This is a genomic window from Paenibacillus sp. HB172176 (assembly GCF_011947265.1).
Classification (GTDB): Bacteria; Bacillota; Bacilli; order Paenibacillales; family Paenibacillaceae; genus Pristimantibacillus.
In genome coordinates, this window is sequence record NZ_JAATHD010000025.1 from 62,124 (window position 1) to 87,751 (window position 25,628).

Consider the following 25,628-nt stretch of genomic DNA (forward strand, 5'->3'; position numbering starts at 1 on the left):
CAGTCGGAGCACCTTCCGAAGCTGCAGCGCTGAAAATCAGCATTGCAGCCCCGTCCACAGTTAATCGACAGCCTCATTTTGTCCTCTTGAAAAAAGCTGGTTTTCGATACCGCTCAGCTCTAACGGACATTTCGTCCTCTTAGAAGCTGGTTTTCGACACCGCTCGGCTCTAACGGACATTCTGTCTCCTTAGCGGGCAAAACAAGCACAATAACAGCTCAACTACCTCGCTAAGAGGACGAAATGTCCGTTACAAATCTGATGTCGTTAATATGAGCCGCTAACGGTCGAAAATGTCCCTTACAGGTAGCTGCTATCCTGTCCAGGAGCAGCAGCTATGCTATCATCTGGCCGCGTGGCGCTATTCAGCCCACTTGACGCTCTTGATCTCAAATGGCTTGAACGACAGCTGAATCTCTCTGTTCAATACCGGCAGCTCCTCGATCTCTTCCTCCAGCAGGTTCACCAGGAACGCTCTGTCGCAGCCCGAAGGCAGCGCGAGGCTTACGTCTTCCCTTCCCCCGGACGATTCGTACATGCGCAAAATGGTTCCATCACCGTCTTCGGCCGCTTTCATCGTGTCGAGCAGCACATGGCGTCCGCTGAATGCTATTAGCGAGCTTGCGCTCGGCAGCGGAGTCTCACTCTCTTCGCCCAGGCTCGCAGCAACCGCATGCACCGGATGATTCAGCTCCGCTGCCGCCCGGACGACCCCCGCATCGCGCCAGCTCCCTTCATGCGGCAACAGGGAATAAGTAAAATCATGCTCGCCCTGGTCCGCCGTTTCATCCGGCCATTTCGGCGCACGCAGCAGCGACAATCGCAACGTCCGGCCCTTGATGTCGTAGCCGTACTTGCAATCGTTCAGCAGAGTCGCTCCGTAGCCCCCCTCCGACAAGTCTGCCCACCGATGCCCGCACACCTCGTACTGAGCCTGCTCCCAGCTCGTATTCGAATGCGTCGGTCTTTGGATCGCGCCGAACGGAATTTCGTACGTTGCGCTACCTGCCAGGATATCCACGGGGAACGCGACCTTGAGCAGCTTATGCTCTTCGTTCCACTGAATCTTCGTTCTGAAATCGACGCGGCTCCGGTCGTGATACAGGATGAGGTCCTGCGACAACAACGAGCGATTCAGCTTCCAGGAGAAGCTTAGTATATCGCATGTCTCTCCCCGCATGACCTTCGGCTGGCCGATTGGCTCGGCATAACCGGCGCGTTGCTCATTGAAGCGAGGATCGATGTCCCAGGCATCCCAATGAATCGGCTGATCATCGAACAATTGAAATTCATTCGCTTTGTCCCCGGCCTTGATCAGCTCGCGATTCAGATTCTTATCCAGCCAGCGGGTAATTTCATAGCGCTCATTAAATTCGAGCACATAGCGATCCGTTTCCCAGCGGCGAAGCTCTTGCGATACAGGTTGCAGTATCGGCAGATTCGGCAGATCAGCCTGTCCCCCGTCCAATGGCCGCAACCAGATCGTGGCATAGCCGAAGGCGGGAATAGCGGATACGTTTATGGAGAGCATGTACCTCTCCGGCTTATCCGCAAGGCGAATTATGTCGCTCGCGAGCCGCTTCCCTGCGGCATCATATCCAGCCGTATTCGCCAACGCCTCGCCGCCTTCAATCGTTACGATTTCGCTGCGCTCCCAGCCGAGACTGTTGAACACGACGTAAGGCACGCCTTCAAGGCTTGCTTCAACGCGGCCGGCCAGGCGTTCCAGCGATTGCCGCAGACAGTCATTGCCCCATGCGAACACCTTGTCATATTCGCCGCTGCTTGTCTCATAGGTTTCCGTTATCGCCGTTCCCGGAATAATATCGTGGAATTGATTGAGCAGAATGAGCTTCCAACCCTCGTGAAGCATGTGGCTATGCGCCTGATTTTCCAGGTACAAATCCGCCAACCGGCTCCAGATTTCCGCTTCGCGATACAATACCTCCGCCTTCCGATTATTCCGTTTGTTGCGCGCATGCGTGGTGTAGGTACCTCGGTGCAGCTCCAGATACAAATCCCCGCTCCATCGAGGCAGCTTGGGAGCGCGCCTGCCGATTTCCGCGAAGAACTTGGAGGCCGTGCTGAAGCGGCTGACGGGCAGTCCAATCATCAGCGAAGAGCGGTCGACATACTCGATCATCTCCCGCGTCACTCCGCCGCCCCCGTCGCCGTGGCCGTACAACAGCATTTGCTCCTCATGCTTTCCCTTTATCCGGTACGACTCCCAGTGCTCGTGAATATCGCGTGGCGTCGTATGCTCGTTCAGTCCGTGGTTCAGATAAGATACGATCGAGGTGCCGTCAATCCCTTCCCATTCGAACAAATCGTAAGGAAACTTGTTCGTATCGTTCCAATTCAATTTCGTCGTCATAAAATAATTCACGCCCGCCAGCTTCAACAGCTGCGGCAAAGAAGCGCAGTAGCCAAACGTGTCCGGCAGCCACTCAATCTGCGATGTTCTGCCGAACTCCTCCTGGTAGAACCGCTGGCCGTACAGCATTTGCCTGACGAGAGCCTCGCCGCTTGGGATATTCAGATCCGGCTCCACCCACATGCCGCCGACCAGCTCCCAGCGTCCTTCCGCCACTCTCGCCTTCACCTTCTCGTACAATTCGGGATAGTGGTTCTTGGCGAATTCGTACAACAGCGGCTGGCTTTGCGAGTAGATGAAATCGGGGTACTCGTCCATGAGCGCCGTCATCGTCGAGAATGTGCGGCTCACCTTGCGCACCGTTTCCCTGACCGGCCACAGCCAAGCAATGTCAATATGAGATTGTCCTACCATATGCATCGACCCGTTCAGCGACTGATCGGGAGTTTGCATTCTCACGACTGCGGCCAGCTTCTCCTCCGCAACGCGCAGCCATTCGCCGTCTCTCGCCCGAGATGCAAGCTGCGGCTGAACCTCATCCATCGCTTCATGCAGCGCGTCCATAATTCGCAGCCGCCTCATATCGCCTTCGGGCAGAAGCCTGGCAGCATCCTGAGCCACGGTCACGGTGTAGAGCAAGCTTTGCAGCGACTTGTTCACGCAGACAAGCATTCCCTTGATCGCTCCGATTGGAGGCCGAATCGTCGCCTGCCGATTCAACGGATCCTCCGGTTCGGGAATCGGATCGTACAGCTCGATGTCAAGCCGCAATCCTCCTTCGCCCTCAACCGGGCGAAGCGGCACGAATTCATGGTTCTGATCAAGCCCGTGATAAGGAACGCCGTTCACCCACAGCAAGCCTTCGCCGCCTGCTTCGAACAGCAATCCCAAGGCGTCTCCCTCCCAATGAGCGGGAATATGCGCCTCCGTCGACAGGAAATACGTGATGCCGTGCTTGCTCAGAAGTGGGTTCAGCATGGCCGCATCGACCGCCTCCGCATCGCCGTCGAACTCATAACGCCCGGGCTCGATGTAGCGGGCCTTCCGCATGCTCCACTCGCTGATCATTCTCGTATCCAGCCATTGCTTCTCATTCAACCTTTGAATAAACCGGCTAATTCTCTGCATGGCTACACCTGATCATGAGCGAAGGATTTCCGCCCGCTCAAACCGGAGATCTGCCCCATTTTGGGGGAGCCCTGTCCGGACAAGCGAGAGAACTGCTCGGTTAAGTAAGAGAACTGCTCCGTTAAACGTGAGAGCTGCTCGACCTCCATTCGCTGCGTAGCGGTCAAATCCTGTCCCCGCAGCGTTCGGCTGCAAGTATTCGTATATACGCCTTCTAACATGAAATTGTACTTCGCATTAACCGGATACAATTGCTTCTCGATAAGCGCGCTCAGACTCAGGAAGTCCGAGAGACGAAGCGCTTCCTCCTCATTATCCTCCCACCGGTTAATCAACCGCGCGTAAAGCTCGGGATGGAAGTTCGCCATGACGCCGCTGTAGCCTGCGACTCCGAGCTTCAAGCTCTCCAGCAAGGTTGCCGAATTGGCGTTAAACAGCTGCAAGCCGCTGCCTTGCAGCGCCTCCAGCTTCATCCGTATATGCGCGATGTCGCAGCTGGTATCCTTCAGAAACCGGAAGCGTCCGGAGGACGCGCACCACTCGATCAGCTTCTCGGATAAGAGCCGCTTGTACGGATAGGGACACTCATACAGTCCGAGCGCCGTATCCTTCGGAATATGACGCAGCAGCTCTTCCATTCGCTCGATCCAGATCTCGTCCGAATCGTCTTCGCGAGCGAGGCGGTTCGTGATGAGAACGACGGCGTCGACGCCGGTCTCCGACATCGCATGCACTTCCTCCGCCTGTTCCTCGAGCGAGTCCGAGATATGGCCGGAAGCGATGACGGGCACGCGTTCCCCCGCCCTTTCCCGCACGAACCTGGCAATTTCCGCCCGCTCCTGCAGCGACAGGAAGAACATCTCGCTCGACTGGCATACCGCGAACAATCCGCTGACTCCCCTGCTTATATACCACTCGACTTGCTTCCCCAGCGCCTCATAATCCACTTGATCATCCATCGTGAAAGGCGTGGTCATCGTCGGCCACACGCCGCCTCTTGTCAGCTTGCTCATATCGCCGCCGCCTTTTCTTCGGACTGCTCTTCCAAGGTCAGCTCCCAGAACGCAATGCGCTCGCGCTTCCATGTATAAGTGATGAACAGCTTGTTCCCGTGAGAGACAATAGCCGGATAGGAATATTCCCCGGGCTCGTTCTCGAGTACGATCTCATCCTCCCAGCTCACGCCGTTATCCTTCGAGAAGCGAACGACCAGCGGCGTGCGCGGGCTGTCTGTCGCATAGCCTTTAACCGGATTGAAGATTAACGCAATTAATCCGTTGCTCATGAGCGCCGCGTCGATGCCGCTGTTATTGTTCGGCAGCGAAGTCGGATACGCCTCGCACCACGTATGGCCCCCATCCTCCGAATCGCTGCGGAAGATGCTGCCTTCCGTGCTGCGAAGCAGCATGTGAACGCGCTCGCCGCCGGAGGTCCACAAGGTCGGCTGAATGAGGCCCTTCGCGAACCAATGCGTTGTCCCGACGTACGAGGAGAGCGCCATCGGCACCTTTTCGCTCATCGTCCAGGTCGCCCCTCCATCCTCGGAACGATCGACGAAGGCTTCCCAGATTTCTTTGCCCGGAGCGTCCTCATCCCGTCTTTCGATTGAGGACGGGGCCAGGATCGTTCCGTTCGCAAGCGCAATCGGCTTGTTGCGCACTGGACCCCGTCCGCCGATATCGCCTGGTACCAGATCGCGGGGCTCGCTCCATGTTGCGCCGCCGTCCTCCGATTGAATGACGCGAGTGAACCAATCGACAATTTCATGACCTACCTTGTAGTAGAGGAGCAAGCTGTCCCCATAGACGAACAGCACCGGGTTCCAATGCGCAATGCCCTCTTCGTCAGCCACTTTGCAAGGAGGCATCCATTCTCCCCCTTCCCTCATCGACATCCAGATAGCTACGTCGCTCGCTTTCTCATGCTTTCCGGCGAACCATGCCGATACGAGCTTCCCTTCGGGCAGCACGGCAATCGTCGACGCGTGACAGCTTTGAAAGTTTTGTTTTCCTTCGAAAATATATTGTTTCTCCCTTGCGATTCTGCTCATGATTGTTCCTCCTCGTGGGATTGGGCCGCTTGCTTCTGTCGATATTGATTAGGCGATAAGCCTTCGAACTTGCGGAACGTCCGAAGAAAGGTCGTCCGGTTGTAGAAGCCTACGCGTTCCGAAATATCGTTAACGGTAAGCTTGCTGCTCACCAGCAATTCCTTCGCGGCTTGAACGCGAAGCTCGCTGATATAATCCGATAAATTCGTGTGATAATGCTCCTTGAACACCCTCGATACATATTTGACCGAAACCTTCATTTGTTCCGCAATGCTCTCCAGATGGAGATCGGTCATATATTGCTCCTCGACATATTGCTTGATCGTTTGCGCGAGCTCCTTGGATTTATGCGTCTTCTTCTCGGGAGCTGTCAAATCGATAATCGCATGCAACGAATTCGCCAGCAGCTTCATACGTTCATCAAGAGCAATTTCAGCCGATTGCCAGCTCGAATTGCCGGAATGGAGCAAATCCCTCTCCCCCGTCATGCGATCAAGCTCCACGCCTCTCTCCAGGGCGAACCTCGCTGCCGTTTCGTACATGTTGCCAATAAATTCATTGCGAACGATGTAGGACAGCTCCGGTCTCTGAACGATTTCCCTAATTGTCGCATCCGCTTCTTCTTTGTCGCCGAATCGGAGCGCCTTCAGCAGCTTGTTCTCATCCGCATAGGTGTACGCCACTTCCTGCTTCTCGTTCGAACCGGCGGCATGCGCCATTTGCTCCGGATCGTCGGTTCGAATCAATTGAAGGGCCGTCATCGCGCCTCGATACGACTTCGTAATCCCGTCTAATCCTTCATACGGCAGTCCCGCTCCAATTTTCATCCTGTAATATTTCTTGTCATATTCGAATGTACGCATGAAATGCTCCATGGCCTGATTGAATCGTTCCGCTTCTTCCCCGGAATCCACATTCACGATGCAATAGTAGAGATGCTCTCTTGATTCAAGCACATAGATGTTCGCATAATGGGACAAATATCCGCGGATCAGGTTCTTGATTTTCGTTTCGATGACGATCCGTTCAATATCCTGTATTTCTTCGAAAAAACGCTCCATGAACTCGAAGGCCACAACATAGCACAGGTAGAGCGGCTTCCTGAAATCCAAATGGGTCTCCAGCATTCGAACCATATCTTCTTGCTGCTTCCGCGTAATGTCGCTGCCTCCGATAATTTGATGCAAAGCGTGATCCACATAGTCGCGAGCCATCATCTGCCACTCGTCATGATAGCGGTCCCGGTACGTAATCAACTGCTGAATGCCTTCGCCGATCGCGTTCAAATCCTTCGGCAATTTGCCGGGGCTTTCTTCCTTCCTGCTGCGCCTGTCCTCCTCCAGGTAGATCTCCACGATCTTCCGAATCGGATTATAGATGTTCAAGGAGAAGATGAATGCGCATGTTATTCCGACAATAATGAGCACAAGGCTGATTCCTACGATTAAATGCAGAATGCCGCCTGCCTGATTCTCGAACGACTTGATGGGCGTAACGGCGTAATACGTCCAGTGGAAGGTATCCGTCACTGTGCGGGACACGATATAGCGTTGATGCTCGATGGTCACCTCTTTGCTCTTCTTCGCATCGTTATCGTCTTGTTGATTGTCGTCCGGCAAGGTCCAAGTCTTCAAATGGTTGAACCGCTCGTTCGTGGACAGCACCAGATTTCCCTGATCGTCGAGCACAACGACCCCCGAAGCTCCTTGATCAATGACCGGCTGCAGCGCGTCCAGCACCTTGCTCACCGGCACGGTGGCCGCGAGCACCGCCTTATGCTCGCCCGACGGATTCCGGACCAGGAAGGTGATGACCTCTGAGGTTCGAAAGGCGGTGGAAACCTGATCCGGCTTCAGAATGTCGACTGAATCCTCGGACTGCAGCAGCTCCAGCCAATCCTCCGCGTTTCGGCTGCCGAATGTATTGATTTTGTCAAAAAACGCGTAAAAATCATTCACTCCGCTTCCCGTCAACACATAGGTGTCGTCCACGTAGACGAAGACATCGTCCGTAAATTGATTGACATGAAACCGCGCCCTCTCAATGCTGTCGAATAACAAGTGAAGATTCGCGCGATCCTCCTCGTTGTGCCAGGACGACGGATCAAGCAAGCGAATGACATCCGGTTCGCCGTAAAAATGAATGCCCGCTTCGTAAATCATTTTCCAATAATTCTCGACGCTCTTGCTCGAGGACGCCAGATGGAGCTCCAGCTTCTCGGTATATTCCTTCTTCAGCTCGTTCACCGAGTTCACGTAGGCAATCGTCCCGAGCAAGGCGACCGGAATAAGAAGAGACAGGAAAGAGAGGAGAATCTTCACAAACAACTTATTGACCTTAATAAAGTCAATCCATTTGTTCATTATGCTTCTCCTCCTCCGTCATTGCTGGTATGAACTATTCGGAGCGCCCAAGCGCCGTATTGTAGATTTCCTCTAATTGATCAGCCCCTGCGGCTGTAAGCTTCTTCGCCCAAGCGTCGAAATCGTCAAGCGACTTGGTGCCGATAATAAATTTCACGACATCCTCCTGGAGAATGGACAGCTTCGAAGTGATATCCTTTCGCTGCTCCACTTCCTCTTCCGTGAACACGGGGTCCAGGCTTGGCGCGTAATAAGCTCCCGGATCGGCGGTCAGCTCTTCGCCCCATTGCACCAAATCTTCGGAAGAAGCCTGCACCATCGGACCTTCATCCACATGAACCGCCAGAGCAAGCAGACCGAGACCGGTCTCGGACATCATCGCCCGAACGGGATCTCCGGAGTTGCTGTATTTGTCGATGGTAGCCTGCGTAATCGAAGGCTTGCCGTCGACCATCTCATAGGTTTCGCCTTCAATGCCGAAGTTGGTCGTCAATGTCCCCTCGGGACCGTACATCCAGTCGAACATCTTGATAATCGCCTCAGGATTTTTTGTTTTCGAGCTTATCACATAATTATCGACAAGCCAACCTTTCGGATACAACCAGCCTTTGATGTCGCCAGCGCTGTTCTTCAAATAGGGGATAAGATCAAATTTGGCGTTCGAATCATTCTCTTGGAGCGCCTTGTTATAGTTGACCGCGAATGAATTGTTGTCATAATAGAAGAACGATTTTCCCGTGCTCAGCTTCTGATCCCAATTTTCCTTCGTATTGATCGCGAAGTCGGGATCGAGAAGTTTCTCCTCGTACAGCTTGTGCAGGTAAGCCAGCACGTCCTTGAATTCGGGTTTGTTCAATCCGTAGAAATATTGATTGCTCTCATCATCATAGGTCATGCCGTAGCCGCTGCCCATGCCCAGAGAGAAGGCATCCATGAAGGACATGCCCCGCGTCGTAAACGGATAAGAATCCGGATAAGCTTCCTTCATCGCCTTCAGCACGTCGTACAGCTCGTCGAAAGTTGCGGGAACTTGCAGATTCAGCTTCTCCAGTATATCCGTGCGGATCAAGAGGCCTTTGCCGCCTTGAATCTTGTAATTCTCCGTGATGGGGAACGAATACAGCTTTCCGTCCACATACAGCTTTTTGATTTCCGGATTTTCCTCTATAATCTTCGAGAAATTAGGCATTTGATCCAGATAGTCCGAGATGGGAACGAACATGCCGGTCTCCGCGTATTTGACGACCTCCGAAGCTTCCACGCCCATAATATCCGGAATGTTGTTGGTCGAGAGAAGAGCGCTCTTCTTATCGACATAATTGCTTCCGGGCACAGGCTCCAGATCGATGCTTACGCCGGTTTGCTCCTTAATCGCCTCGATAACGGGCGTATCCGTCATAATAGCTTGAGCCGCGTTCTCCCCCCTCATCCATCTTGCCGTAATCGCCTCGTTCGAAGAACCCGAGTTGTTGCCGCTTTCCGAGCTTGCGTTATTCCCATTGTTGTTCGATGAACAAGCGGACATGATGACGGACAGCAGCAGGCAAAGCGTTAAGAATGCAGCGGATTTGTTCCATTTTTTCATTAGAAATTTCTCCCCTCATGAATGCTATATGTTCATGCTCTCTTATTCCTTGCCGAATTTCCTGTTTCACCTCGGTTCTGGCATCCTGATTGAGAGAGCCTTAAACCGATTGCGTCAGCCTTTCAGAGAACCTATCATAACACCTTTGACAAAATACTTCTGGATAAACGGATAGACCATTAGAATAGGAACAACCGCGATAATAATAACGGCGTACTTGATATTCGTCGCCGTCACCGTGCTGTACAGCCCCCCGATCTCCTGGGATTGCCCGGACATCTCGCCCAGCACAACCATATTCCTTAGAATGATCTGAAGCGGAAACTTGTCCTTGTCATCGAGATAGATCATCGCCGAGAAGAAGCTGTTCCAATGGCCGACGGCATAGAACAGGCTCATCGTGGCCATAATCGCCTTGGACAGCGGCAAAGTAATCTTGATGAGCGACACCCATTCATTGGCGCCGTCCATCTGCGCGGATTCATACAGCTCGTTCGGAATGCCCTGGAAGAACGTTCTCATAATGATCATGTTCCATACGCTGATCGCCCCGGGAATAACGAGCGCCCAGATCGAATTCAGAAAGCCGAGCTTCTGCACCAGAAGATAGGATGGAATGAGTCCGCCGCTGAAGAACATCGTGATGACAATCAGCAAGGTGAAGGGGCCTTTCCCGTAAAAATTAGGCTTGGATAACGGATAGGCGCAGAGCGCCGTGCATGCCACATTAATGGCGGTTCCGACCACGGTATAGAGAATCGTGTTCCCATAGGAACGGAAGATGGACGGATCCTCGAAGAGAAGACCGTACGTGTCCCAGTTCGGCTTAATCGGCCAGAAAGCCACCTCGCCTCTCATCACGGCATTCCCGTCGCTTACGGATACGATAAAGATATAGAAAATCGGATAAAACGTAATAAAAATAAGAACCAGCATTACACCCACATTAGCTGTGTCGAACAACCGGCTTCCCCAGCTTCTGTTCATCGTCCCGCTTCCCCCTTTCACCAGAGACTGGTCTCGCTTGCTTTCTTGCTAATATAATTCCCAATACTCAGGAAGAACAAAGCAATGACCGAATTAAACAAACCCACCGCCGTCGCATAGCTGAAATCGCTGGACACCAGACCTCTTCGGTAGACGAAGGTGGAGATAATATCCGAGGTCTCGAAATTCGCCCCGTTCTGCAGCAGCAGCACCTTCTCGAAGGAAACCGACATGATGGCCCCGATGCTGAACAGGAACATAATGATGATGGTCGGCATGATGCCCGGGAGCGTCACATTGAGCGCCTGCCTCCATCTGTTCGCGCCGTCCATTCTGGCGGCGTCGTAGAGCTGCGGATCAATGCCGGTCAGAGCGGCCAGATAGATAATCGAGCCCCAGCCGATGCCCTGCCATATCTCCGAAGAGATATAGATGGACCGGAACCATTCCGGTATCATCAAGAACTGAATATGCTCCAACCCGAGGAGCTCCAGAAATTGATTGACGAGGCCGTCAAACGACAGGAAGTTAACCAGAATTCCGCACACAACGACCGTAGACATGAAATGCGGCATATAGGATACCGTCTGGACAACCCGCTTGAACTTGCTGCTGCGAAGCTCATTCAGCAGCAAAGCCAATAGAATCGGAGCCGGAAACGCGAACAAAATCTGGTAGATGCCAATGAGCAGCGTATTGCGGATGATCGTCAAAAAGTAAGGGTCGCTCAAGAAATCCTTGAAATAGCGGAGCCCGACCCATTCGCTGCCGACAATGCCGTCAAACACGTTGTAATCCTTAAACGCGATCATGATTCCGAACATCGGGATATAGTGAAACACAATAAAGTAGAGGAACGGAATCGCAAACATCAAATAGTAATATCTGCTTTGCTTCATTCGGTTCCAGGAGAGACCCCCCCGCCGTTCCTTTCTCTTCGGACGGGGAGGATCAAGCACCGCTGCATCCTTCAATTTGCATGACCTCCAATTCTCATTGATGGGTATGCATTGAACATAGTACGGTTCGCCCGGGCAATCCAGTAGCAATCCGTTCAGACGGATGCATATTCCCCACAAATACGCATGATGCATCTCGCCCACAGGTACAAATATCCCACGAAACAGCGGAATTACAGCTTAATTACAGCTTAATTACAGCTTAATTGAACGCATCAACTGGGATTCGCCACCGCAGCCTGCAACTGCTTTTCGAACACCTGCAACCCATCACTTACCGCCAGCCGCCCTCAACCGCTCTCCGCTCTAACGGACATTTCGTCACCTTAGCGAGCAAAACGAGCATAAAAATAGCCCAACTAACCCGCTAACAGGTCAAAATGTCCATTAAAAATCTGATGTCGCTAAAATGAGCCTCTAACGGTCGAAAATGTCTGTTAGAAATGTGAATGCTCATTCAACACAAAAAGAGCCTCTGCCGATAAAATCGACAAAGACCCCTCAACGCTAAACCCGATACGCATCCAGCGCAGCCTGAACGCCCGCTCCCGCAGGCAGCTTCGCGCCGTGTCGCAGCAGCACGGCCTCCAGCGCGCCGAGAGTGAGCAGCACATTGCGCTTGCTGCAGCTGTAGCCCATCGTGCCGATACGCCAGATTCGGCCCTTCAGCGGTCCGAAGGAGCTGGCGATCTCGATGCCGAACTCGCCCAGCAGCATTGCTCGCACCGACTCGCCGTCGATGCCTTCGGGAATTTCGACGCAGGTAACCATCGGCATCTTGCAAGCCGGATCGCCATAGAGCTGCAAACCCAATGCCTCAATGCCCGCCGCAATCGCGGCCTCATGCAAGCGGTGACGTTCGAACCTCGCTATCAGCCCTTCCTCCAAAACCAGCCTCAAGCCCTCCCGCAGCGCATAGAGCATCGTCGTCGATTCCGTATGATGATTCAGGCGAGCCGGGCTCCAATAATCCTGCAGCTGGCTGAGATCGAGATAGTTGCTCTGGACGGGAGCCCGCTTGTTGCTCGCATAGAGCGGCATGTCAGTGGTCGACCTGCCGCCTGATTGACTATTCCCTCCGCCTGCAACCTCTCCCGCATCTTCCTCATCGCTGACGCCTGGGCCGCGGAATGGCGATTCCATATGTCCAGAATTACTTCCAGCTAGCAGCCCCCGCTCGATCCGCTTGCGACGCAGCAGCTTCTCCTCGGCCCGCTTGTTATACGTAATCGGCGCGAGGCCCGCCGGCACCGACAAGCATTTCTGCGTGCCGCCGATAACGGCGTCGATCTTCCACGCATCCGTCTTCACTGCCGCGCCGCCGATTGTCGCCACCGCATCGACGATCAGAAGCGCATCGACTTCTCTGCACACATCGCCAATCCCTTCCAGCGGCTGCAGCCTGCCCGTCGAGGTCTCTCCGTGCACAAGCGCCACGATTCGGGGTCTATGCTTGCGAATCGCATCCGTTATCTCGGCCGTATCGAATACATGGCCCCATTCCTTCTCGATCGTTACAACCTCCGCGCCGCAGCGATCCGCGATCTCCACGAGCAGATGACCGAATCTGCCGTAGATCGGCACAAGCACTTTGTCGCCAGGCTCGATCAAGCTGACCATCACCGCTTCAATGCCCGAGCGCGACGTTCCGTCCACCGGAAAGGCCCATTCATTCTCTGTCTCGAACAATTGCCGCAGCATCTCCATCGTCTCATTCATAAGCGCCGTGAACTCCGGATCGAATTGACCGAGTATGCCATAAGACATCGCTCTGAGCACGCGAGGGTCCGCCTCTACCGGTCCCGGCGTCATGATGATGCGCGGCGACGGCGACAAATCCTTATAGCGCTTCATATCGCTTCCTCCTGATAGCCTAGTCTGTACAACAGCTGCGCGAGCACCAGAACGCCGACTGCCAGCTCTCGCGAAGAAGTGAATTCCTCCGGCGAGTGGGAGATGCCATGCCGACTCGGCACGAACAGAAGCGCCGTCTTGCACAGCCGCTGCAGCATCTGAGCGTCATGGCCGGCGCCGCTGATCATTCGACGATGCGAAATCCCCCAAGCCTCGCATATCTCTGCCATCTGCCTCCTCAGCCCCGCATCCATCCGAGCAGGCTTCTCTCGAAACCACTCGTATTGCTGTATGGCAAGCCCCCTCTGCTCTGCCGCCTCCTCGAAAGCCGCGGCCATCCACTTGCAGAATGCATCCAACGCGGCCTCGTCTCCATGCCTGACGTCGACGGTGAATTCCACCTTGCCCGCCACCACATTCGGCACGTTAGGCTGCGCGAGCAGCCTGCCGGCAGTCGCAACCAGCGGATCTCCCCGCTTAAGCGCCTCCGCATGCAAAAGATAAATCATTGCAGCCGCCCCCTCCAGTGCATCCCGCCTCATTCCCATTGGCGTTGTTCCGGCATGATTGGCAGCCCCCTCAAGCTGAATCGAAAATCTGCGCTGTCCCGCGATTGCCTCCACAATCCCGACAGACAAGCCATCCTTCTCCAGTACGCCGCCCTGCTCGATATGCAGCTCCAGAAAAACCGCAATATTATCCCGTCTCGCGGGAGAATAGTCGCCGAAGCCGAAGCCGCATGTCTTCATAGCGTCGTCGAACCGCATGTCGTCCACATCCCGAAGCTCCGCAGCCTCCTCCAAGCGGCGCTGACCGACAATACTGCCCGAACCCCAATAAGCCATCGGGAAGCGGCTGCCCTCCTCCTCGCTGAGCGATACCAGCTCCAAACTCCGTTTTGGCTTGCCGAATATGCGGTACAAAAACGATAAAGCCGCCAGCCCCGCGGCAATGCCGTATGCTCCGTCATACTTGCCGCCCTGCACGACGGTATCGATATGAGAGCCTGTCAGAATCGATGGTTCCGACTCGTTGATGCCCTGTATCTTCCCGAACAAATTGCCCGCTTCGTCGAAGACAGCAACCAGTCCCGCGTTCTCCATTCTCAGCCTAAGCGCCTGCTGCGCCGCCAGCCATTCCTTCGTATATAACAAGCGGGTAACGCCCGCTGTTTCTTCCTCTTTAGTAAAGACCGCCAATTCGTCCAACAGCTCGGCGACTTCAACCTCCCATGCTGTCAGAAGCTCTTCTTTGCTCAAATCTGCAAATCGTATATCCTGTTCCATGGCGGTCAACTCCTTCAAGCTTTCATGCTTTTACGCATTTTTCATTCTCGTCAACTTGATCCCCTTCACACTTGATAGCTCAGCCATTGCCCCCTCGCGATATTGCCAAGGCCGCTCTCTCTCCCATACACCTTCATTCCCCGCGAATAGGTCGCCTCAACAGCGCAATGCATCGTCTCTCCGACATAAGGACTGTGCTTATGCTTGTGATAGAGCCGTTCCCTCGTCAATTCATACTCCGTCTCCAAATTCAGCAGCACCAGGTCCGCATCGGCCCCGATTCGAATCTCGCCCTTTCGCTTCGACAATCCGAAGCGATTGGCCGGCTCATAGCTCAGCATTCGGGCAAGCAACGGCAACGGAATGCCGCGCTTCACATGCCCCTCCCCGACCATGAGCTCCATCGAGCTTTGCGCGCCGGCAATACCGCCCCATGCCGCGAAGATAGACTCAGCCTCCTTCATCTCGAGCGGACTCGGGGAATGATCGGAGGCAATCATATCCACATAGCCTGCCGCGACAGCCCGCCACAGCTTCTCTTGCTCCTCTGCGCTGCGAAGCGGCGGCGCGCATTTCGCGACTGCTCCCTTCTCCGCAAGCGCTTCTTCCGTAAGAGTCAAATAATGCGGACAAGTCTCGAGCGTTACATCCATGCCGCGTTGCTTCGCCGCATGTATCGCCATTACTCCCGCTTCGCTGCTCACATGCACGAAGTGAAGCGCGCAGCCGGTCTGCTCCGCGAAGAACAAAGCCCGGTTAATCGCCTCAAGCTCCGCGACAATGGGCCTGGAAGCCGTATAATCCCCCGCGCTTCTCCTTCCCTCCGACATCATCCGCTCCGCCAGCTCTGAACAAATCGCATCGCTCTCCGCATGAAGAGCCAGCACTTTGCCGACGCTTGCTATAAGCTTCATTCCTTCGAAGAGCGTATAATCATCCGCCTCGCGGAACGCGTCCTTCCCAGGTCCTCCCGCCTTCGACATGAAGGCCTTGTAGCCAATGACTCCCGCTTCATGAAGCGGAATAATATGCTCCAGCTTGCCCGGCACAAGCCCGCCCCACAGCGCGTAATCCACATAGGAGCGATTCTTTGCCGTTGCCAGCTTCAGCTCCATCGCCTGCACCGTTACCGTTGGCGGCAAGCCGTTCAGAGGCATATCCACATATGTGGTCACACCTCCCGCCGCGAGAGCGGCAGAGCCGGTCTCGAAGCCTTCCCAATCGCCGAGGCCCGGTTCATTCAAATGCACATGCGCGTCAACCATGCCCGGCATAATGATAAGTCCGCTGGCATCCACCTCAGCGGCGGCAGATCTGTCCCTCAGATCTTCAAGCGCCGATATGCGTCCATCTTTCACTCCGATATCCATTGCCCGCACATCATTCAGCCCTGCGACACTCCCGTTTCTAATAATAAGATCCAGGTGATTTGCATCCCCCCGCACATCCGCCACCGCCCTTCTATTCCTATCATCATAAGCGCATAAGATTTTAAAGTCATTGTGCAAGGTCTCCGAAATTAACCAGGACAATGAAGCGAATTGCACAATGAAGAGCTCTTCCATAATATATTTTCTAATACCGGAAACAAATTCCTGATTGGCCCCGTCAAATATAATTGAGGTGATCGAACATGTTGAGAAAGCTGCTTCTTCTCATGACCGTCGTATGCACAAGCGCTTGTTCAAGCCATAATCATGCTTTGCCGCAATCGGCAGCAGATGTTGCCGGCAACACGATTGTCGTGCCGGCCGGAGAAGGCAAGGGCGATTTGCAGACGGACACGACGAACGGTATATCTGCATCCTTCGCTTTCCCTGCGGTGACTTGGAATAACGTCATCTACGCCATTACTTCGACGGACGTGGATGAAGTCGACGAGTTGCTGGGAGAAATTGAAATTCGCTACACCATAGAAACTCGTGATGAATCCTCCCGTTCCTCGAATTCCCTTCCCAAGGGGACGAAGATTTGGTCGATTACAGACATACCTGTCGATGAAGCTCTTGCAGCGGAGATTGAAGCCGGAACATTCGTCAAGCTGAAACGAAGCTCCCCCTGAGAGCTTCTATCTTTCAGAAAATTCGTTCTATTAGACGAGGAGGTTGTTTATGAGAAAGAAAAAGAGAGTATTAAGCTTCTCCGCCGCATTGCTAAGCTTGACGCTGCTGCTCAGCAGCACGCCGGTTTTCGCTGCCGTAAGCACTTACGGCAGCTGGCCGAGCCGCTATCAGACGATGTATGTCGACACTAGCAGCACTCTTACGGTTCCTTACAGCTCCGGCGCGGCCAAATGGTATAACGCGACGAATTACAAGGTTTCCACCTCGCTGACGGGAACGGTCGGCAGCTATAATTACCGGGCTTTCAACGTAACGGAGACCGATGTGGACTGGGACGGCATTACGGAGCATTTCGTGTATAACGGAGAGATTTGGAAGGAAATTGTGAATATTAATACGTATTATACGTCCATGTCGAGGTATACCAGCGCGATCAAGACGGCGCTTGTCGCCCATGAAGTCGGGCATTCGCTCGGTTTGCTTGATTCTTCTGTCGTCGAGACGACCTCTATCATGCATCCTTACACATTCAACAGCGCGGAGACGGCTACCGTAAGGCCGATGAATCCATCCGCCTCCGACATATCCGTCGTCAACGGTCTCTATCCGACTTCATCCAGCTTTATGAAGAAATCGGCTTCCGGGCAAGAAGACGGCTATTATATCCATCCTTCATGGGCCGTCTACTACGCGAACGAGAACGAGCTCGCCGAAGCGGCGGACCTGGTTGTGAGAGGCACCGTTACTAGTGAGGCAGGAAGCAAGTTTACGAGAGGAGATTACAAGAGTTACGCTACTTTATCGGCTGTGCAGGCGACGCAGGTGCTGAAAGGCGGGCTGAAGGACGGCGAACAGATTATGGTTTCCCAAATGGGAGGAACTGACGGCAGCGTGAAGGTGTTCGTGGACGAGACCACTCATTTGCAGAAGGACCAAGAGGTCGTGCTCTTCCTGCGCAAGAGAGCCGACAATACGTATTCGCCTATCAACGGGGACGACGGCGTATACCTGGATACGAAGATCGGCGTGAAGAACATTGCGACCAAGCGGCTTATCGATTTGAACTCGATGATTTGACATTCGCCGAGTCTGGAAGAGCTTTATGGCCGATAGAATAATAGAGCGATAACACAAGAGGCTGTCCCGCGTCATTCATGACGCAGGACAGCCTCTTCCTCTCATATCCAGCTTCATTCAAGCCCTCGCCCGTCGAGAATCGCTTCCTCTCTCGCTGTTATCAACTGAGGGTCGAAAGCTCCGATTCCTCCGGGTTAACGCAACAGCTCGCGAGCAAGCTTTAGCGCATAATGCATGAAGCCATCATCCGTGGGATGGGTGCCGTCCGCGAACAGCCGCTCTTCCGCAGGCATTAGCGACAGCCCGTCAATAACTCGCACCGACGGATAACGGGAAGCTGCTTTACTTATTATGCTTCTGGCATCCTCAAGCGTGCCCATCGCTCTTGACTCATGGCCGAATTTGCGCCAAATTGGCGTGATCGCGTAGATGTCGGCTTTCGGGTAGATTGCCACCAGCTTCGCGAAGTAATCCGAGACCGTCTGTTCGAAGCTGTCCGCCTCCGTTCCTCTGGCCCAATCATTCGTCCCGTACGCCACCGTAATGAGATCGGCGGGATAGCGCGCCGCAAGCTCTTCATCAAGGCTGTCCGGGTCAAAAACATAGCCTCCAATGCCTTGATTGAGCACGTCCAGACCGAGTGTCTCCGCCACAAGCGTCGGGTAAGAATGCGAGCCGCAGTGCGCATCCATCCCCTGCGTAATCGAATCCCCAAGGCACAGAAGCTTTCTCTTCTCCCCGACTCCAGGCACCGGCTCGACTGAAGCGCCTTCCTTGATCCGCACCTCATGCAGAACAGTCTCGACATTATGCGGGAGCACAATGCGCACCGAGTTCAGTCCATTGTTATTCGGCAGTTGCATCTGTATGCGAACCTTGACGGACTGCTCCCCGCCGAATGTATCAACCCCTTGAATCGGCAGCCTCCGCTCATTGACGTAGCAGTCCAAATAAGCGTAATCTCTTGCGGCAACGTTGAAAGCTGCCACGATTTCCAGTTCATCGGAATCGGTCAGCAGCTTAAGCTCCACGCTGGAAGAGCAGTGCGAGCGTAACCGATAGTTGTCCTGCTGCGCATACACCGCCATCTGCTTATTCGTGAATCGTCTAGGGCTCATTCCGCCTTCCACCCTCTCGCTTCCGAGGGAGTTGTAAAGGAAAAGTTCGATAACCTCATCTAAATTCAATGATTTCCAGGACACGCGCCATCTCTCCTTCAATACTGCTCACAGCACCACTTCTCTGCCCGTCTCGACGGGATGGTACAATGCAGACATAATCTTGATCCTAGTAGCCAAGTCTTAACCATGATAGCCCGCCTGCTGCACGCCTGTCCAGCCCATGTCCGCCAGTTTCTGCAGCACCTTGAAGAAATCGCCTCTCTCAGTGTGAAGGACTCTGGAATGGCAAAGCCATTATCGCCTTGCAGAAGAAGCGTTCTGTTTGTCGGGCAGGATCGATTCTCCGTTCCTATCCAGGAAATGCCCGTCGCTAGTCGATGGCTTCAACTCGCCGGAATGATCGGTTGCCCGTCCAGGGACAGAAGCCCGAATCGGTCCATACCTTCGAACAAGAAAGAAGAAGGTTGATAATACAATGCCTGCCGTTACCGAAACAGTCAGATTCATAAGTATCGTTAATAGAAAAGTGCATAACAGCACAACCGCATCGCTCATATTCGACTTCAGAATGCGAATAAACGATTTCCGTTCGCTCATGTTCCAGGCCGCCAGAAGCAAGATCGGCGCCATGCTCGATAGTGGAATTCGCGAAGCGTATTGCGCAAACAACAGAAGCACCAGCAGGACAACCAGGCCATGGACGATACCGGAAACAGGCGATCGGGCGCCGGATTTCACATTTGTTGCCGTCCTTGCTATGGCTCCCGTGGCCGGAATTCCGCCAAATAACGGCGTAACGATATTGGCAATCCCTTGACCGATCAATTCCCGGTTGCTGTTGTGGCGGCCGGAGGTCATCTCGTCCGCAACCACTGCGGACAGGAGAGATTCGATACCCCCGAGCATGGCGATCATCAATGCCGGAACCATAAGCTGCTCGATTCGCTCCATGGTAAAGCCGGGCACGCGAAAAGACGGCAGCGTGCCGGGTATGTTTCCGTACAAGCTGCCGATCGTCTCCACCTGACCTTGAAAAAATATCGAAGCCGCAACAGCTGAAATGAACAAGCCGACCAGCGATGAAGGAATTTTCGGAAGCCATTTCCGCGAAGCGGCGATGCCTGCAAAACTGATCGCGGCAGCTGCCAGGCTATATACATTTACAAAAGACAAATGTTTTCCTATTTCCACCATATTATTCATAAAGCGCTCATGCTTCTCCAAATCATCCAAACCGAGCAGGGATGGCAGCTGCGAAGCAAAGATAATGACAGCGATACCCGAAGTGAAGCCCGCTACAACCGGTTTGGGCATATATTGAATCCATGCGCCAAGTCTGAACAACCCCATTGCAACGAGAAACACTCCGGATAACAAGCCTGCCATTAACAAGCTTTCATAGCCGTATTGAAGGGTAATCGCCAGAAGCACGGGTACGAATGCGCCGGTAGGACCGCCAATCTGATAGCGCGAGCCGCCGAATAGGGAAATAAGAATGCCAGCAACTATTGTCGTATACAGGCCGTATTCCGGCTTCACGCCGGACGCGATGGCAAACGCCATTCCAAGCGGTATTGCGATTACACCTACGATCAAACCGGAAGCAAGATCCTTCCGAAACGAGATCCTGTCATAGCCGGAAAATCTCCCTGTCCCTTTCATCTTCCAACCTTCTTTTTATTCATATATTTAAATATTTGAATATAATGAAGATGTTACGCCCTTAACCGGACGTTGTCAATCGGAATTTGCCCTTAGGGCTCCTTCCGAATAACCTCCAGCAAAGAGATTGCGTCAACAAGATGGTTATCAAAAATCTTTTTGGCTGTAGCCAGCAAATCCTTAATTAACGGATCTCGAAGCGAGTAGATAACAGAGGTTCCCTCCTTAATGCCATACACAACGTTTTTGCTCCTGAGCACAGCCAACTGCTGGGAGACGGCAGAACCTTCGGAACCCAATTTCGATTGCAACTCATTCACATTGCAATCTCTTTCGCACAGCAATTCCAATATTCGAATGCGAAGCGGATGGGCCAATGCTTTGAAGAAATCGGCTTTAAATTGTGGGATCTCTTGGTTCATGACAGCTGCCCCCTATTCATATGCTTATGCTATCATACCATATTTCGGATGCGAATCAGATACGACAATCGGGCATCCGCAATTGTAAAGAGCGGCAAAGTAACGTATACTATATTATATTCAAATTTTTGAATATTTAATTATTGGAGGTTCTTTCATTGCCCTTTAGCGCGAATTCAACATCCGATCGCCTGTCTGGCGCTGCGAGCCGCTCTAAAACTGTTATGAGCAGAAACGATATTATCGAGATTGGCTTAAAGCGCTTGAATGATTTGGGAAGTCATCATATTTGTCATGTTTGCATTTCCAACAGCGGTTCATGCTGTCGCAATTGCGTGCATCTGCGGGACGGCCTGGGCTGCCAAAAACGAAATACCAGCTGTACGGCATGGTTATGCGGGTTCCACAAGTATTTCATGTACGAAATGAATTTCCTTGACGACTGGAATGCCTTCTGGGATCAAATTCCCGGTCAGGATTACCGGGAGGACTACACCCCGGAGCTTGTTTCCGTTACGCAACCACTGCCTCAGGCAGACCCGGCAATAGCCCGGCTGGGGGAAGCGCTGGCGGCTGATTTGCAGGAGATAGAGCGATCGAATATCGCGATTGGCTTTATTCTCACTCTGCGTGAAAAGCTGGACAAATATATGGATCAGTTGCTGCACAGCAGATTGGATTACAAGAAGCAGCTGCGATTGCAAAGAAAAATAAAATCGTTGACGATCGGCTTCTCCCGTTTTCATCGCGAGCTGAATCAATACAGAGAAACCCTTGCAGACCAAGGCACTTAAAGAAGGTCATGGAGACAAAATCTCCTTCGACCTTCTTCTCGTCATGGTTTCAAGCCCGTTCACCCTTAAAGCACCACTTCTCTGCCCGTCTCGGCAGACCGGTACAAAGCGGACAGAATCTTGATCATATCCACGCCGTGCTGCGGTACAATAATCGGCTCCGCTCCATGAAGCACGCAATCGACGAAATGGTCCAAATGGGCGCCATGCGCGGAATAGCCTCCCCGCTTGCCCAGCACCGGATGAATATCGACCAGCTCGCCCGCCGCCTCCGAGAAGATCTGCAGCTCGCTGTTCTTGATGAAGGCGCCGGATTTCGTGCCGCGCAGCTCCACGAATTTCATCTCTTCGCCGATATTCGAAGCCCAGCTGAATTCCAGTTGCAAGGTCGCTCCGTTGTCGAAGCGGATAAAGCCCGTCGCCAGATCCTCCACGTCGAACGTGCCGTCCTCCTGCTTCTCCCCGAAGGAGCTGTGAATCGAATCGGAAAGCTCGTTATTGGCGAACTTCGTATAGGTGGCGCCCGTTACCGTCACCGGCTTCGGATTACCCATAAGCCATACGGCCAAATCGATCATATGAACGCCAAGATCGATCAACGGACCACCGCCCGACAGCTCCTTCGTCGTAAACCAGCCGCCCTTGCCCGGAATGCCGCGTCTGCGAACCCAACCGCAGCGCCCCGTGTAGATGTCTCCCATTGAGCCTTCATCGATGTATTGCTTCAAGCATTTCGACGACGGCATGAACCGGTTGTTGCGCATCGTCATGAGCAGCTTGCCGCTCTTCTCCGCGGCATCCGCCATTCGCTTCGCTTCCTCGGGGCTGACCGCATCCGGCTTCTCGCAGAAGACATGCTTGCCCGCGTTCAAGGCATCGACCGCGATAAGGGAATGATACAGATTCGGCGTGCAAATATCGAACGCGTCGATATCGTCTCGACCCAGCAATTCCTTGTAATCCGCGCATGCCGTTGCAATTCCATGCTCCTTCGCCACGGCTTGCGCCCGCTCCAGGTTCGTGTCGCAAACGGCGACGAGCTCTACCTCCGGATGTTCCATCAACGGCTTCGCATGAAGCGACTGAAAAATGTTTCCTACCCCTACCGCAGCTACTCTAAGCTTCTGTGTCATACTAGCATTGTCCTCCTTATTTACTCTAGGCTAACTCGGCAATCATACGATTGATATTCTCAAAGCTTGTTCTCACGGAGTCCATTGGATTGCGGCGGCAGCGATCCTGCTCGACCACGTACCATTCCACGCCGCTTTCTTCACCCCAGGACAAAATAGGCGGGAAGTCGATCAGCCCTGTGCCAATCTCTGCCGTCATCCTCTCCTCGTCGTCGGAGACATCCTTCAGATGAATAATCGGCATCCGGTTCCGATACGTATCAATGTAAGACAGCGGATCTTGTCCTGCCTTCATGATCCAATGCACGTCGATTTCCGCCAAAATCGGATTATTCTCGCTTGGATCGAGCAAGTAGCTGAGCGCCTCTTGTCCATCGACGATAGTCTCGAACTCGAAAGCGTGATTATGATAGCTGATACGAAGATTCGTCTTATTCGCCACTGATTGAAGCGCTTTCTTCACCTGCCGATAGCCTTCCTCGTTCCGAAGCTCCACTGGAACGGCGGGACATATCACATCGCGGGTACCGAACAGCTCCGCTTCCTTCACGACCGCTTCCGTCTCCTCCGTAATTCGATCAAGCGATACATGCATGCCCGCCGTCTTCATGCCCAGCTTCCGAATTTTCCCCGCAAGCTCCTCCGGGTCATGACCATGATAGCCCGCCAGTTGAACGCCTGCCCAGCCCATGTCCGCCAGTTCCTCCAGCACTTTGAAGAAATCCTCTTGGCACGCGTCTCTCAGCGTGAAGAGTTGAACAGCCAATTTGTCTCGCAAAACAATTCCCTCCTTCAAATGGTTCCTGCTCTCCATTCAGCTTACACTGCTTGAGGCAACGAGCGCCATGCCGTATCTTATGATAAACTTATCCCATCTTACGATTATGCATAAACTACAATGATCCGCTTAACAGGAGGTATTCATGCCATGATTCAATATTCCGGATATTCCGTTCATCGAAAGCCATATACTTCCTTGAGAAACGGAGGTCTTTCCCATTATTATTTATTGCGAATGCAAACGGAAGGTGTCGCAAGAACGGTCATTGGCGGTATCAGCTACACGCTAAAGCCCGGAGATCTCATTTTCTGTCCACTTGGTGAATCTTACGAGCTCTATATGGATTCGGCAAGCGAGCAATCGCCAAGCTCGGATTACTTCCTCTTCTTGAAGCCGGAGATCGATTGGCTGGACAGTTGGGGAGGCTGGTGGGAGAGAAACGCAAACGCACAGCGCGTTCATATCGGTCTGGACGAGACGGCCATCATCTTATGGAAGCAGTTGACGCATGAATACAAGAGGGTGAAGGACATGAGCCGCGCCGTCGCGAATCATCTCGCTCTCGCTTTGCTGCTTCATCTGGAGCGACTGCTCGGAGATCGTGAAGCCGCCAATGGCTATGAGCAGTCTGTCGTGAATCAGATGAAATATTTTATCGAGAAGAATGTGGTGAAGCCTCTTCAACTGTCCGCAATCTGCGCCCATGTGGGACTCAGCGTGTCACGGGCTTCGCAGCTGTTCAAAGCGGCTGCCGGACAATCGGTTATGGATTATGTCATCGAAGTAAGACTTTCTCTTGCTCGGAGCCGCATTCAACACAGCGACTTCACGCTGGAGGAAATCTCGCATATGTGCGGCTTTAACACGTACACCCACTTTAATCGGCTGTTCCGGGCTCGTTATCACTGCTCACCAAGCGTCTACCGGCAAGGGCTGAAGAGCAAATGATCCTTAACTCATGTGCGCGCGTGATAAAGCTCGAAATAGAATTGACGCCGGGTTTGGCAAGAATCCAAAGCGGAATTAGATGCAGGCTGCTTCCCGGCGCCTTCTATGCTTTATTTTCTCCGAGCATCTCCTTCTAAGGAAGATTCATAACGTTAAACGCCTGAATCTCCAGCTTGCGTATATCTAAAGATGAATGGCATCGTTATTTCATCAAAGCGAGCATGGTTTCAGCCCGAGATCATGAAAAAATACGCTCAATGAGACCGTCGATTAACTGTGGACTGGGCTGCAATGCTGATTTTCAGCGCTGCAGCTTCGGATGTCGCTCCGACTGGCGCTCTAGTGCTGATTTTCAGCGCTGCTAGTTTCGGATGTCGACCCGAACAGCGCTCTAGCGCTGATTTTCAGCGCTGCAGCTTCGGATGTCGACCCGAACAGCGCTCTAGCGTTGATTTTCAGCGCTGCAGCTTCGGGTGTCGACCCGAACAGCGCTCTAGCGCTGATTTTCAGCGCTGCAGCTTCGGGTGTCGCTCCGACTGGCGCTCTAGCTCTGATTTTCAGCGCTGCTAGCTTCGGATGTCGACCCGAACAGCGCTCTAGTGCTGATTTTCAGCGCTGCAGCTTCGAATGTCGCTCCGACTGGCGCTCTAGCGCTGATTTTCAGCGCTGCAGCTTCGGGTGTCGACCCGAACAGCGCTCTAGCGCTGATTTTCAGCGCTGCTAGCTTCGGGTGTCGACCCGAACAGCGCTGCAGCTTCAAATGCGGAACTCGCTGACGTGTTCCACAAGTAGGTGATCCACAATGAATCGACAGCCTATCAATCTTCGTTAGTGTTCGGCCTGGCTCCATCCAAGCCTCTTAACGAGATCTTTCCGTGATGTTCGACCTGCCGTTTTGCATAGCCAGGCAACCTTGTAAACAACAGGCTAAGCAACAGACGCGCTATAGTAGAGTAGAGAACTGAATTTCGTTGGAGGGCGCAAGCCCTCTAGTTACTTTCCAGTTCCCCCTTCATCAAACCGGACGTGAGGTTTTCCCTC

At 53.3% G+C, this 25,628-nt stretch carries 18 protein-coding genes and 1 pseudogene; 4 read left to right on the top strand and 15 right to left on the bottom strand.

The window, feature by feature from the left end; translation table 11 throughout:
• Positions 1-361 precede the first annotated feature (361 nt).
• The 10 genes from HFP08_RS23960 to HFP08_RS24005 all read right to left on the bottom strand — a co-directional run bounded on the left by HFP08_RS23960 (position 362) and on the right by HFP08_RS24005 (position 16,031).
• Entirely contained in the window at positions 362-3,502 is a 3,141-nt protein-coding gene (locus tag HFP08_RS23960) for an alpha-mannosidase (protein WP_168123152.1), read from the bottom strand.
• Between the two features lie 2 nt (positions 3,503-3,504).
• Positions 3,505-4,515: a dihydrodipicolinate synthase family protein gene (locus HFP08_RS23965; protein WP_168123153.1), complete on the bottom strand. Its 1,011-nt coding sequence runs from the start codon at positions 4,513-4,515 to the stop codon at positions 3,505-3,507.
• Positions 4,512-5,552, bottom strand: a complete 1,041-nt coding sequence (locus HFP08_RS23970) for a sialidase family protein (protein ID WP_168123154.1) — start codon at positions 5,550-5,552, stop codon at positions 4,512-4,514. The genes HFP08_RS23965 and HFP08_RS23970 overlap by 4 nt, the downstream gene beginning before the upstream one ends.
• Positions 5,549-7,915, bottom strand: coding sequence for a helix-turn-helix domain-containing protein (locus tag HFP08_RS23975; protein ID WP_168123155.1), 2,367 nt, complete (start codon positions 7,913-7,915; stop codon positions 5,549-5,551). Before HFP08_RS23975 ends, HFP08_RS23970 begins: the two co-directional genes overlap by 4 nt.
• A gap of 34 nt (positions 7,916-7,949) precedes the next feature.
• Complete coding sequence (locus HFP08_RS23980) at positions 7,950-9,500, bottom strand: extracellular solute-binding protein (RefSeq protein ID WP_168123156.1); 1,551 nt, start codon at positions 9,498-9,500, stop codon at positions 7,950-7,952.
• Between the two features lie 114 nt (positions 9,501-9,614).
• Positions 9,615-10,487, bottom strand: coding sequence for a carbohydrate ABC transporter permease (locus HFP08_RS23985; RefSeq protein WP_168123157.1), 873 nt, complete (start codon positions 10,485-10,487; stop codon positions 9,615-9,617).
• 17 nt (positions 10,488-10,504) lie between these two features.
• Positions 10,505-11,461, bottom strand: coding sequence for an ABC transporter permease (locus HFP08_RS23990; protein ID WP_240941804.1), 957 nt, complete (start codon positions 11,459-11,461; stop codon positions 10,505-10,507).
• Positions 11,462-11,953: 492 nt separating this feature from the next.
• Positions 11,954-13,300 carry a pyridoxal-phosphate-dependent aminotransferase family protein gene (locus HFP08_RS23995; RefSeq protein WP_168123158.1) on the bottom strand — a complete coding sequence of 449 codons (1,347 nt, stop codon included), beginning with the start codon at positions 13,298-13,300 and terminating at the stop codon, positions 11,954-11,956.
• On the bottom strand, positions 13,297-14,586 hold the full coding sequence (locus HFP08_RS24000; RefSeq protein ID WP_168123159.1) for a Zn-dependent hydrolase: 1,290 nt from the start codon (positions 14,584-14,586) through the stop codon (positions 13,297-13,299). The genes HFP08_RS23995 and HFP08_RS24000 overlap by 4 nt, the downstream gene beginning before the upstream one ends.
• Positions 14,587-14,651: 65 nt before the next feature.
• Positions 14,652-16,031 (bottom strand): allantoinase, encoded by a 1,380-nt coding sequence (locus HFP08_RS24005; RefSeq protein WP_240941806.1) that lies wholly within the window; start codon positions 16,029-16,031, stop codon positions 14,652-14,654.
• 188 nt (positions 16,032-16,219) lie between these two features.
• Here HFP08_RS24005 and HFP08_RS24010 point away from each other — a divergent pair, with 188 nt between their 5' ends.
• Both HFP08_RS24010 and HFP08_RS24015 read left to right on the top strand, forming a co-directional pair.
• On the top strand, positions 16,220-16,648 hold the full coding sequence (locus HFP08_RS24010) for a hypothetical protein (RefSeq protein WP_168123161.1): 429 nt from the start codon (positions 16,220-16,222) through the stop codon (positions 16,646-16,648).
• 49 nt (positions 16,649-16,697) lie between these two features.
• A complete protein-coding gene (locus HFP08_RS24015) occupies positions 16,698-17,726 on the top strand; it encodes a zinc metalloprotease (protein ID WP_168123162.1) in 1,029 nt (342 codons plus the stop codon).
• Positions 17,727-17,920: 194 nt separating this feature from the next.
• Here HFP08_RS24015 and HFP08_RS24020 read toward each other — a convergent pair whose 3' ends face one another.
• The 3 genes and pseudogenes from HFP08_RS24020 to HFP08_RS24030 form a co-directional block, all read right to left on the bottom strand.
• Complete coding sequence (locus HFP08_RS24020) at positions 17,921-18,844, bottom strand: SGNH/GDSL hydrolase family protein (RefSeq protein ID WP_168123163.1); 924 nt, start codon at positions 18,842-18,844, stop codon at positions 17,921-17,923.
• A gap of 363 nt (positions 18,845-19,207) precedes the next feature.
• A pseudogene (locus tag HFP08_RS24025) lies at positions 19,208-20,509 on the bottom strand (SulP family inorganic anion transporter); the annotation flags it as partial.
• Positions 20,510-20,601: 92 nt separating this feature from the next.
• Entirely contained in the window at positions 20,602-20,931 is a 330-nt protein-coding gene (locus HFP08_RS24030) for an ArsR/SmtB family transcription factor (protein WP_168123165.1), read from the bottom strand.
• Between the two features lie 416 nt (positions 20,932-21,347).
• Here HFP08_RS24030 and HFP08_RS24035 point away from each other — a divergent pair, with 416 nt between their 5' ends.
• Entirely contained in the window at positions 21,348-21,725 is a 378-nt protein-coding gene (locus HFP08_RS24035) for a hypothetical protein (protein ID WP_168123166.1), read from the top strand.
• 65 nt (positions 21,726-21,790) lie between these two features.
• Here HFP08_RS24035 and HFP08_RS24040 read toward each other — a convergent pair whose 3' ends face one another.
• Positions 21,791-22,858, bottom strand: coding sequence for a Gfo/Idh/MocA family protein (locus HFP08_RS24040; protein WP_168123167.1), 1,068 nt, complete (start codon positions 22,856-22,858; stop codon positions 21,791-21,793).
• A 25-nt stretch (positions 22,859-22,883) separates the two neighbouring features.
• Entirely contained in the window at positions 22,884-23,636 is a 753-nt protein-coding gene (locus tag HFP08_RS24045) for a sugar phosphate isomerase/epimerase family protein (protein ID WP_168123168.1), read from the bottom strand.
• 150 nt (positions 23,637-23,786) lie between these two features.
• Here HFP08_RS24045 and HFP08_RS24050 point away from each other — a divergent pair, with 150 nt between their 5' ends.
• The gene (locus tag HFP08_RS24050) at positions 23,787-24,587 is read left to right on the top strand and encodes an AraC family transcriptional regulator (RefSeq protein ID WP_168123169.1); all 801 of its coding nucleotides are present in this window, start codon (positions 23,787-23,789) and stop codon (positions 24,585-24,587) included.
• Positions 24,588-25,628: the final 1,041 nt, after the last annotated feature.

What these genes read in the sequence shown, in the direction of transcription:
- HFP08_RS23960 (WP_168123152.1), bottom strand. Translation starts at nt 3,502, where the DNA reads ATGCAGAGAATTAGCCGGTTTATTCAAAGGTTGAATGAGAAGCAATGG.
- HFP08_RS23965 (WP_168123153.1), bottom strand. Translation starts at nt 4,515, where the DNA reads ATGAGCAAGCTGACAAGAGGCGGCGTGTGGCCGACGATGACCACGCCT.
- HFP08_RS23970 (WP_168123154.1), bottom strand. Translation starts at nt 5,552, where the DNA reads ATGAGCAGAATCGCAAGGGAGAAACAATATATTTTCGAAGGAAAACAA.
- HFP08_RS23975 (WP_168123155.1), bottom strand. Translation starts at nt 7,915, where the DNA reads ATGAACAAATGGATTGACTTTATTAAGGTCAATAAGTTGTTTGTGAAG.
- HFP08_RS23980 (WP_168123156.1), bottom strand. Translation starts at nt 9,500, where the DNA reads ATGAAAAAATGGAACAAATCCGCTGCATTCTTAACGCTTTGCCTGCTG.
- HFP08_RS23985 (WP_168123157.1), bottom strand. Translation starts at nt 10,487, where the DNA reads ATGAACAGAAGCTGGGGAAGCCGGTTGTTCGACACAGCTAATGTGGGT.
- HFP08_RS23995 (WP_168123158.1), bottom strand. Translation starts at nt 13,300, where the DNA reads ATGAAGCGCTATAAGGATTTGTCGCCGTCGCCGCGCATCATCATGACG.
- HFP08_RS24000 (WP_168123159.1), bottom strand. Translation starts at nt 14,586, where the DNA reads ATGGAACAGGATATACGATTTGCAGATTTGAGCAAAGAAGAGCTTCTG.
- HFP08_RS24010 (WP_168123161.1), top strand. Translation starts at nt 16,220, where the DNA reads ATGTTGAGAAAGCTGCTTCTTCTCATGACCGTCGTATGCACAAGCGCT.
- HFP08_RS24015 (WP_168123162.1), top strand. Translation starts at nt 16,698, where the DNA reads ATGAGAAAGAAAAAGAGAGTATTAAGCTTCTCCGCCGCATTGCTAAGC.
- HFP08_RS24020 (WP_168123163.1), bottom strand. Translation starts at nt 18,844, where the DNA reads ATGAGCCCTAGACGATTCACGAATAAGCAGATGGCGGTGTATGCGCAG.
- HFP08_RS24030 (WP_168123165.1), bottom strand. Translation starts at nt 20,931, where the DNA reads ATGAACCAAGAGATCCCACAATTTAAAGCCGATTTCTTCAAAGCATTG.
- HFP08_RS24035 (WP_168123166.1), top strand. Translation starts at nt 21,348, where the DNA reads ATGTACGAAATGAATTTCCTTGACGACTGGAATGCCTTCTGGGATCAA.
- HFP08_RS24040 (WP_168123167.1), bottom strand. Translation starts at nt 22,858, where the DNA reads ATGACACAGAAGCTTAGAGTAGCTGCGGTAGGGGTAGGAAACATTTTT.
- HFP08_RS24050 (WP_168123169.1), top strand. Translation starts at nt 23,787, where the DNA reads ATGATTCAATATTCCGGATATTCCGTTCATCGAAAGCCATATACTTCC.